The organism is Collinsella sp. AF14-35, from assembly GCF_003464565.1.
GTDB lineage: Bacteria > Actinomycetota > Coriobacteriia > Coriobacteriales > Coriobacteriaceae > Collinsella.
This window is the reverse complement of sequence record NZ_QRZD01000041.1, coordinates 1-9,540: the sequence shown is the minus strand read 5'-3', so window position 1 is coordinate 9,540 and position 9,540 is coordinate 1. Positions and strand designations below refer to the sequence as shown.

10 protein-coding genes are annotated in these 9,540 nt (G+C 46.8%); 3 read left to right on the top strand and 7 right to left on the bottom strand.

The genetic code is table 11. The features are described 5' to 3' along the window. Positions 1 to 341: 341 nt before the first annotated feature. The 3 genes from DWW12_RS09445 to DWW12_RS09435 form a co-directional block, all read right to left on the bottom strand. Positions 342 to 752, bottom strand: coding sequence for a hypothetical protein (locus DWW12_RS09445; protein ID WP_117855817.1), 411 nt, complete (start codon positions 750 to 752; stop codon positions 342 to 344). A 120-nt stretch (positions 753 to 872) separates the two neighbouring features. Then, positions 873 to 3,425, bottom strand: a complete 2,553-nt coding sequence (locus tag DWW12_RS09440; protein ID WP_147345497.1) for a hypothetical protein — start codon at positions 3,423 to 3,425, stop codon at positions 873 to 875. Then, complete coding sequence (locus tag DWW12_RS09435; RefSeq protein WP_117855815.1) at positions 3,425 to 3,730, bottom strand: hypothetical protein; 306 nt, start codon at positions 3,728 to 3,730, stop codon at positions 3,425 to 3,427. Before DWW12_RS09435 ends, DWW12_RS09440 begins: the two co-directional genes overlap by 1 nt. A 269-nt stretch (positions 3,731 to 3,999) precedes the next feature. Here DWW12_RS09435 and DWW12_RS09430 point away from each other — a divergent pair, with 269 nt between their 5' ends. Then, positions 4,000 to 4,563 carry a recombinase family protein gene (locus DWW12_RS09430; protein ID WP_117855814.1) on the top strand — a complete coding sequence of 188 codons (564 nt, stop codon included), beginning with the start codon at positions 4,000 to 4,002 and terminating at the stop codon, positions 4,561 to 4,563. A 10-nt stretch (positions 4,564 to 4,573) separates the two neighbouring features. On the opposite strand, the gene DWW12_RS09425 is transcribed toward DWW12_RS09430, so the two are convergent. The 4 genes from DWW12_RS09425 to DWW12_RS09410 form a co-directional block, all read right to left on the bottom strand. After that, positions 4,574 to 5,095: a hypothetical protein gene (locus DWW12_RS09425; protein WP_147345496.1), complete on the bottom strand. Its 522-nt coding sequence runs from the start codon at positions 5,093 to 5,095 to the stop codon at positions 4,574 to 4,576. 56 nt (positions 5,096 to 5,151) lie between these two features. Beyond that, the gene (locus DWW12_RS09420; protein ID WP_117855812.1) at positions 5,152 to 6,309 is read right to left on the bottom strand and encodes a site-specific integrase; all 1,158 of its coding nucleotides are present in this window, start codon (positions 6,307 to 6,309) and stop codon (positions 5,152 to 5,154) included. A gap of 344 nt (positions 6,310 to 6,653) precedes the next feature. After that, the gene (locus DWW12_RS09415; protein ID WP_117855811.1) at positions 6,654 to 7,358 is read right to left on the bottom strand and encodes an SdpI family protein; all 705 of its coding nucleotides are present in this window, start codon (positions 7,356 to 7,358) and stop codon (positions 6,654 to 6,656) included. Beyond that, positions 7,351 to 7,629, bottom strand: coding sequence for an autorepressor SdpR family transcription factor (locus DWW12_RS09410; RefSeq protein WP_147345495.1), 279 nt, complete (start codon positions 7,627 to 7,629; stop codon positions 7,351 to 7,353). The genes DWW12_RS09415 and DWW12_RS09410 overlap by 8 nt, the downstream gene beginning before the upstream one ends. A 179-nt stretch (positions 7,630 to 7,808) precedes the next feature. Between DWW12_RS09410 and DWW12_RS09405 the strand changes: the two genes are divergently transcribed. Both DWW12_RS09405 and DWW12_RS09400 read left to right on the top strand, forming a co-directional pair. Beyond that, complete coding sequence (locus tag DWW12_RS09405; protein WP_117855809.1) at positions 7,809 to 8,606, top strand: ThiF family adenylyltransferase; 798 nt, start codon at positions 7,809 to 7,811, stop codon at positions 8,604 to 8,606. Positions 8,607 to 8,620: 14 nt separating this feature from the next. Then, positions 8,621 to 9,403: a TatD family hydrolase gene (locus DWW12_RS09400; RefSeq protein WP_117855808.1), complete on the top strand. Its 783-nt coding sequence runs from the start codon at positions 8,621 to 8,623 to the stop codon at positions 9,401 to 9,403. Positions 9,404 to 9,540 lie beyond the last annotated feature (137 nt).

Below are 9,540 nucleotides of genomic sequence, written 5' to 3'. Positions count from 1 at the left end.
GGCGGGGCATTCCCCGCCTCTTACACCACATCTCTGCGCGCTACCGCTTGATACTTAATCTCTGGCTTTTTAGGCTTCTTTTCCTTTGCGACAGCCATAATTCGACCTTTCAAGCAAAATGACTAATCCTTACAGCAAATAATAGACTTGTTTCCGAATTAAGAGAACAGTAAAGGTCGTAAAACTCTAATCAATGAAGCGAAGAAGGATTCTTGTCGAAGTGCAAGAAAATGCTAAACGCACTTACCAATAGTCCGAATAACAGAATTCGATTGAATATTTACTTAAATATATTTACGCTGCAACTAATGCCTAGGCTAACTGCAGACATGTAACCATTTTTAACCGCACTTCAATTCAATCGGTATCATTCTTTTAATGTCTGGAAGTTCATCTTGTATTGCATCTAGGAACAAGGCGTTTTCTAGCTTCTCATTGCTAATCATGGGCTTATCCCATTTACTACGAATTTCATCACCTAGAAGCCTGTGAACTTTGTCTATCTCTCTGCTGGTTGCCTTTGTTGCTTCTAGAGTGCCTTTATCACGCATTTGTATTGCGTAACGCTCTTGCTGTTTGGTGTCGAACTCTAGATTATCTAGAAGCCGCTCAGCCATTTGCTTACCTGTTACTGTTCCATTCCCTAGCAGGTTGTAAGCGTCTGTAATCACGGCTTCTTGCTTTGCGGCATTCAGCACTCTGTGCATACCATCACCCGTATACCAAAGGGCATAACACTTAGTTACATTCATAGATACCTCTATTCGTTTTTCGGAAATTCAATAATTGCTTTTGGTCGGTAAGTTGAGCGGGTGGACGGTATTTAATCAAACCCTTTTGGAGAATCCCGTAACACACCCCGCCCCTATTCTCTACCTATCTATAACTTCATCCGCATCCCTAATTACCAGATTGCTAAAGAGATAGACCGTTGCACCTTCTTCGCGTAACGCCCTAGCGCGTCCTGCGGACTGTTCTGTATTAGATTGGATGTTTTGAAGTTGTAGCTTACGCATCTCTTCATCCTCAAAGAGATATAGAGATTGCCGCACGCCGTTAAGCTCTATAACCTGATTCTGTCTCGTAAGTTCCTGCGGCGATTCATGGCAATCATCGTAGTAATCCTGATAGGCTTGTTGAGGCAAATCGGACTTACCCGCGATTATTAGCGATTTACCCTTAAAACAATCTAGACCGCTATTGTTTAGCAGGTGTATTTGATTCCCTTTGTTCTCAGCCACGTTGAATCCTTGGCTCTGCCAAAAATCAACTTCCTCTTTACTGCCCTTGAAGGTAATCAGAATTGATTTGTCTATTACTTCCTGCGGCAACTTTTCCTTTATGTACTGAGCAATTTTGGGAAAGTTGTCATTGTGCATCCCTCTAGCACCGCTAAGGCCGCAGAACTGCACAATCTTGCCCTTATTTTCTGCAAGCGGCGCTTCAATGACCTCAATCTCTACTCCGTAGTACATTTCAGTTCGCTTGCTTAAAGGCGTTGCCGTGAACACCCTAACGGGAATACCGTTTAACTTGGCATCGCCAATTAACGTACTTTTACGAACCATTCGCACACAGTTATTTCCAGCATTGTCTTTCGACAGCCTACCGTCTGTCTTGTAACACTCAAATAGACCGACTGCTATTGAGCTTGTTTGAGTTGACTGAATGTAACTATCTAACCGCTCTTCTACTTGCGGCGCTACTTTCTCTCGTAAGATGGTTAGGTCAATGGCTAAACCTTCGTCACGCTTTCTATCTTTAACATCATTGATGAACTTAGTAAGTTCTTGAGATGTTTGTAGGTCTAGAAAGGGAATTGTCGTTGCTAGATTGGTAAGACCTAGTTTCGTCTCTTTGATTAAACTCGAATCAATCTCTTCGTCTACGATAATCAAATCCGCATCCAAGTTACTTAGATTTGTTAGCAGACTGTGAGTTAATAGAAACAGCCCCTTTTCATCGGGGCTGAACAACTTATCTATGAAGCCTTTTCTCTTGGCACTTCTTGTTTTTGCGGGTAGTCCTAATTGCAGATAGAGTAAATCAGATTGAGTTATCTCTTTTTGCGGACAACGATGAATCAGTGCTATCTGATTAAAGGTTGCCTTGTTAAATAAGCGCGTCTCGACCTCTTCTAGATTTGAATGCTTGGGTGCCGCATAAATCACCTTGGTCTTTTCAAGTTCAACCTTAGTAAGAAGATAGTTGATTATTCGTTCGGTCTTTCCCGAAGCTGTTTGTGACTTAAGAATCTTAATACCAGCTTCTCTATCATCTAGAAACTGCGGTACATGTTCGTCCATCCACTTATCTAAGTTCTCTAAGGGAACCTTGCTTAGATTGGGAACTATTGGAATATCTATGTTTTGAGAAAGAAACTCTGGGATTGTTTGCGATACGCCTAAAGGCCCTTTGACAATCGGACAAGGCTTTAGACTGCTATCTCTGAATTTCTGCCTAATCTGTCCTTCATCGCAGGTATGACCTTCATACGTCTCGGGAACGAAGAACTTTAAAACATCCTGAAGGACAAACCTATTCTTGTCGCTGTATCTAAGGAATCGAAGGTTGCTGAATAGTGCAAGGCGTTCGTTGTAATCGAGGTAATCGCCCTTAGTCCATCTATCCCATAACTTACAACGGCCCTGAAGTTTGCGGTACCATCCCTCATTGACCAGCACGGCATCAGGCGTTGGCATATCCGCATACTCAGGTATGAAGTTCTTCTTTTGCTTCATTGCCTTATTCGGCTCAGTACCAGAGGAAACCTTATCTAAGGCCATAATGCGCCCAATTAAGGCCATTTCAAGTGGTTCTTGGTTAACTACTTCATAGCCCAGCTTGCCCCCGTACCAGAGCCTTGAGCAGTCTTTTGTGGCTCTATCAGGGCTGAATTTTCCAAACAGACCTAGGAGCGCTTTGTAGACGCATTCGTATTCACGTGGGCTGATTTGACGCTTTAGACACCAGACAATGCGGTAATTCCATCTATCCTTATACGTTCCGTTTTTAGACCCAAAATCGCCGTTTTGCACCTGTCTACTTAATAGATTACTTATAAGTACACAGGTGGAATCCGCACTTTTTGCTTCTTTTTTCAGAGTTTCGGGATTCATTGAAAAGCTGGGGTACCAGAATGAAACAGGTAGACCAACGTTCGCCGCGTATTCTATTACGTTGTATGGACTTGTCTCGACCTTATCAAAATCAAGCGCTATCAGCTGTGTGGCCCGAGCGTCCTTCTTCTTGAACGTGCCATTGTTCAAATCGTAGATACCAGCACGCCAACAATGCCCAGTGCCGCAAAGTCTAGCTATATCTTCAATTGATAAATCGTCTTGTCGATAGTTCTCTTTCCTTTGATACGGACTGGGATTGCTTGGCTTTTTACTAAGTGCATCTACTGAATAGCAGAACAGCACTAGTCGTAAATGCCGTTTAAGATATTTTGCTTATGGGTGTTCAGGCGTTCGATTTCCATGCGGCCTAAACGCTCAACTCTAGAATCGTATTGCTTGCGATATTCGCCATTAGGTTTAAGAATCCAGTAAAGACCTGTTCCTGCGGCCTTATCCCTGAACTCCGTTACATTAGTTACCCTATCGTCTACAGCTAATTCAATTAGACCTGTAAGCGTTAAACCCTTTCCATGAGCATCACAGTAATCTTCCCAGAGTTTTTTCTTTTCCTCAGAAATACGAATGGTTACTTTCGTATCTTTTGCCATAACAGTCTCCTTTCAATAGAATTGATTTCCTCTATCTCTATTTGAAAAAAAGACTGTACGAATTACAGATTTTTGCCCACGTTTTAGAAAAATGTTCTAACGCTTTAGCACCGTCTCAGCAGCATACTTTTTGATACGGCGCATTGAGACACTAAGAGAACGTTAAAATACCTGCTAATGAAATTCTCAAAACTCGTCTCTTTATTTAGTATCTCAATATTCTATAATTTGAGTTATTGAGACGCTATCTAGACGGGAGATTGGCAAAAATGAAATTTGGATACGCTAGAGTTTCCACCGTCGAGCAGAATCTTGATAGGCAGATTGAAGCCTTACACAAGGCAGGCGTTGAGGACAAGAACATCTTTTGCGACAAAATCTCAGGAGCAAAAGCAGAGCGTCCAGCTCTAGACGATATGCTCTCGCGACTCCGCAAAGGTGATACTGTCGTTATCCTATCTTTCGATAGGTTGGCACGTTCCACTAAGCAGCTTCTCGATTTGTCTAACAGATTTGAGGCTGAGGGCGTAAACCTCTACTCAATCAAGGAACAGATTGATACCTCTACGCCGCAAGGTCGTTTTTTCTTTACCGTTAGTGCCGCTGTAGCGCAATTCCAGCGTGAAATAATCAGGGAAACCCAGCGCGAGGGTTATGAGGCTGCTAAGGCAGCAGGTAAGAAGATGGGTAGGCCCAAGGCAAGCAATGCCGCAAAGGAGCGTGCGGTAGAGCTTTATCGCAAAGGCGAAATGTCCATTGCAGAAATCTGTGCGGCTGTCGGTTTGAGTAGGGCCACTGTCTATAGGGCTATTGAGGCATCTAGGGAAAACTAGACCTCTATGGCTATTGAATATATTTGAATAGATTCCTAGCGTAATCATCTGTCCACAGTTGTTCGCGAAACCTGTCTCTTACCTCAATTCGCTCTTTATCTTGAGTATTCAACAGTTGATAGGCGTAAGTAAGGCACTCCGTTGCCCACTCCCTATCGCCTAGACAATTGGATTCATCGAAGAAATTTGGCATATACTCTGGAATCTCTAAGAGCAGGAACGTAAAGGCTGGAACGATAACTAAATGGAAGAACTCTACGTAGGATTCTCCTTCAATTCTGTCTAGAATCCGATTCCAAAAAAAGAATTGCGGCCCTAAGTAGTTTTCTACATCGTTTAGAAGTAGACCTTTATCAATTTCAATAAGCGTCTCCGCTTCTACGACACACAGCAAATCACCTGTGCTTGGCTCCTGTCCTCCATCCCTGTTCATTTGCTTTTGAAGCCTGTTTAACTCTATGTAAGCACCCTCTTCAGCCGAAAATAGCATCTCAGGGTTAAACTTTTCTTCTAATGAAATCTTATTTTTCATGTACTCCTTGTATTGAATTACCTTAGATTGGTAATCCCAAAGCTCACTCAGCTGCATTAGAAATCACTATCCTGTTTTTCCGCAAACAGATTACCCAAGTTCTGAATATTAATCTGCTTGGCCTGTTCATCATCGCTTGCGTAGATGTTCAGCGTCATTGCCGCATCTTTATGACCAAGGATAGATGCTAACGATTTAATATCCATCTTGCTTTTAACGCCAAGGGTAGCGAAAGTGTGCCGAAGGCCATGAAACGTAATTGGTTTTCCCAAGACGCTATCTAGCTTATTGCGGCTTGACCATTTTTGAAAAGCACTGCCCAAATACCTAGGATTTCTCCAATGACAAACATAGTCCTTTTCGTTTGGTCTACTCTGTCTTTGCTCGGCTATCAGAGCATCTCTAAGCTGCGGCATCATTGGTACTGTTCTTCTTGAATAGGTCTTTGTATCGCCTTCAACTACTACATTTTTGCCTTCTTTATCTTTAATCTGCTTCTCTGCTTTAGTGATATAGATATTGTTTGTCGCTAGATTAATATCATTCCACCTTAAAGCACATACCTCACCAGCACGCAAACCACCGTATAGCGCAAGGCAGATAGGAATATAGAGGTTATTATTCCTAGCGCCTATTATCTCGCCACCGTCAATTAGCGAATAGAGCTTATTAAGACCTTCGCTATCGAGATAAGCGATTTTATGCTTACTAGTATTTCTTGGCATAATCAAACCAGCTCTAGCATCTTTAACTATCTTGCCTTGATGAAATGCGGATTTATACGCTTTGTTGAAAATTGCGTAGAAGCCCTGAACTGAACTCATGGCATATCGTTTTGCTAAAGCATTAATCCAATTTTGTAAGGTTTCAGACGTAATCTCATAGAAGCTCTCTTCTCCTATGTAGGGGAATATCGCATATTCGCCTTGTCTGATATTTCTTTGGTAAGTGACCGTGTCAATTTGCCCAAGAGCATATTGACCTTCAACGTAATCACGAATGGCCTTCTCAACCGTGGTGTATTGAATGTCTCGCTTACTTAGCTCTTCCTCATAATCGCGCCATTCGTTCACTAGTTTCTTAGCGTCTCGATTGTATTTGGTATTGAACGTCTTGTATTTCTTTTTGGCCTTACCCTCTTCATCTTTGTAAAGAAGGTAGCCACGCCATCCTTTTGAAGTCTTTTTATCAATACCGCAAGACGTGTAGAACATTTCCGAGGCCTCTTCTCCCTCTGATTTCTTTCTCTTCCATTTTAACAAGAGTAGAAAATTTAGTAGAAAATATTACCTGCGGAAATGTCTGAAGGCAAAATTATTAAGCTATCTACCTGCGGTTTTATATAGGCCTCATCTGGTAGATAAACTCCGCCATTTGTCTGTTTTATCCTTTCTACCTGTTGTTTCCCTATTCTTGATTCGCCTTAGTGGAAACGAAATGAGAAAACTAGCTCTGAAACGTAACGAAAAAGGGGCATGGTTGCCCATACCCCCTAATACTACCTGGGAAAAATCCCCCAGAACATACCATGAACTGCGTACGCTAGTTTTCCGCAACCTTAACGAACAGCCCGCTGAGATTTGCGCCACAGCAGATACGAGTAGACGTAGACGGCTCCGACCGAACCAAACGCCAGAACCGCAATCACCGCGGCGACGACTTCATTCGAAAGCACAGCACCTGCCACGCCCATCGCAATCAGGCCAACACCCAGCACCATAAAGCAGGCACCGCCAAAGCGCTGCGTACGGCGCCAGTTCTCGGGATCGGCAAGCGCCCAAGGCGTCTTGATACCGAGCGTATAGTTCTGCTTCACACGCGGCAAGTAGTTGCCTACGCCGATGAACAGCAAACCGATAGCACCGGAAATCAGCACGTTGACCGAACCGACCGCCGGCACCACGCCCCAGACCGTAAGCTCTCCCAGCCAGCTTACGGCACACATGAACAAGGTAAAGGCGATTACGAAGCCCTGATAGAACTTGCCCGAGGTTCGATATGCCTCACCTTTGGGGTCGATGCGCGGCACCACGCAGAACATTGCGAGAAGCGCCAGAGGCAGCACGCCGAGCGCGGGGGCCATCCAGCTAGGACCCCAACCGTCGACGGCGCCGTTCGCGCCCCAGTGCGTGGGAATCTGCGCAGGCAAGCTCGGCATCACCATGAGGTGCGCTACGACATTGGCGACGCACAGAGCGACCAGCGCAATCCACACGCGCGACGATACCCCCGTGGGGTGAATGCCCTTGTTTTCGTTATTCATCCTTATCACCTTCCGTGCTTGTAAAGCCCATAAACCAGCCAATCAAATCCTGCATGACGGTGGTGTTTAAGCTGTATACGATGTTTTGGCCATGGCGCTCGTCGGTCACCAACCCGGCGTTTTTGAGCGTCGCCAAGTGATGGCTCAGCGACGGCTTACTGATATCGAAATGCTCGGCAAGCTCCCCCGCCGTGCAATTGCCCTCGCGCAGCAACTCCAAAATGCGCCGTCGCGTTGGATCGGCAAGCGCCTTAAAACCCTCTCCCGGCATAAGACCTCCTCTCATCATCTCTCATGACGTGCACACTATACTCGATGTTTAGATGTTTGTCTAACTATCTAATCTCAATGCTTCAAACCACATCAAAGTAAGCGCCGTCGCAACCTATGGGCGATTACCTATAATGGCAATAGCTAAAACACGATTCGCTTCCCCATCGGAGGATGTCTATGACCGAAACCGCTGCCGCAGCCGCCAACGAGACACGCGACACCAAGCTCGAGATCATCATGGGCCGCGAGGCACTCGATAAGCTCGCCGATGCTACGGTGCTGGTGCTCGGCTGCGGAGGCGTGGGCTCCAACTGCTGCGAGGCACTCGCCCGCGGCGGCATCGGTCATTTCATCATTCTGGATAAGGACATCATCGCGCCCAGCAATATCAATCGCCAGGCCATCGCCTTTCACAGCACTGTCGGCAAGCGCAAGGTTGACGTGATGGAAACCATGATCCACGACATCAATCCCGCCGCCACCGTCATCAAGCGAACTGAATACTTGCTGAGCGACAACATCGATGATTTCTTCGCGAGCGTTTTGGAGCAGATGGACGGCAAGCTCGACTACGTCGTCGACGCCATCGACACCATCTCGGCCAAGCTCACCATTGCCAAATATGCTCAGGACCGCGGCATTCGTTTGGTTAGCTCCATGGGCGGGGCCAACAAACTCCATCCCGAGTGCCTCCGCTTTGCCGACATTTTCGATACGGTACGTGACCCCATGAGCCGCATTATGCGCAAAGAATGTAAGAAGCGCGGAATCAAGAGCCTGTACGTGTTGTTTAGCTGCGAGGAATCGGTTAAGACACAGCCCCGCGACCCTTCCAACATCCACGAGCGTACCGAGTTGGGCACCGCCAGCTTTATGCCGCCCATCATGGGCCAGATGATTGCCGGCGAGGTCATTCGCCAGATCAGTGGGCGCGGCACCGAGCACGTGCGCGCCGACGGCCAACGCCTGGGCTAGCAGGATGTCCTGCGATGGGACCGCAATTCTTTGACACGCATTGTCATCTTGATTTGATGCTCGGCCCCGATGCTGCAGCCAGTGAGTCGGCGGCGTTGGGTCTGGGGCTCTTTGACTGCGGGGTCGACCCACGCGACTTTTCGGCCGCAAACGAGCGCGCCCGTCGCCTACCAGGCATCATCGCTGGCGTTGGGCTCCACCCCTGGTGGCTCGCCGACGGCCGCTGCGGTCCTGCCGAAGTCGATCTGCTTTGCGAAGTTGCTGCCCAAGAGCGCTACATCGGCGAGGTGGGACTCGACTTTTCCGCACGCTTTGCCGGAAGTGAGCCGCTACAAATACAGGCATTTGACCGGCTCTGCGATACACTCGTGCAGCATCCTCTTACCGGGCGCGTGATATCAATTCACGCCGTTCGTTCGGCAGGAGCCGTACTGGACGTCCTCGAATCGCATGGACTACTCATCCCAAACCCCGACTCCCCCGTTATCATCTTCCACTGGTTTAGCGGCACTTCGGACGAACTCGTCCGCGCGCGTGATGCGGACTGTTATTTTTCCGTCAACGAACGCATGCTCGCGTCTAAACGAGGACGCGAATACGCACGACAGATTCCACTCGATCGTTTACTGCTCGAGACCGATGCACCAGCGGAGGCAAACACAGAAACAAGCGCGCAGTCGCTCATCAAATCGCTCACAAGGACCTCAGAACGCATCGCCTCGCTCAAAAATTGTGACGCAAAGCGCATCGAGTCGGCAGTTTTAACAAATGCGCACTCTGTTTTTGACCTTCGCTAGCCCCGGAGGACAAAAAATGCCAAATATGAGTACTGTTGCAAATCCAGTCACATTATTTTACGGCAAAATAGTGCCTTGATAATGTACAGCTAGGTAGCGCGCAGAGATGTGGTGTAAGAGGCGGGGAATGCCCCGCC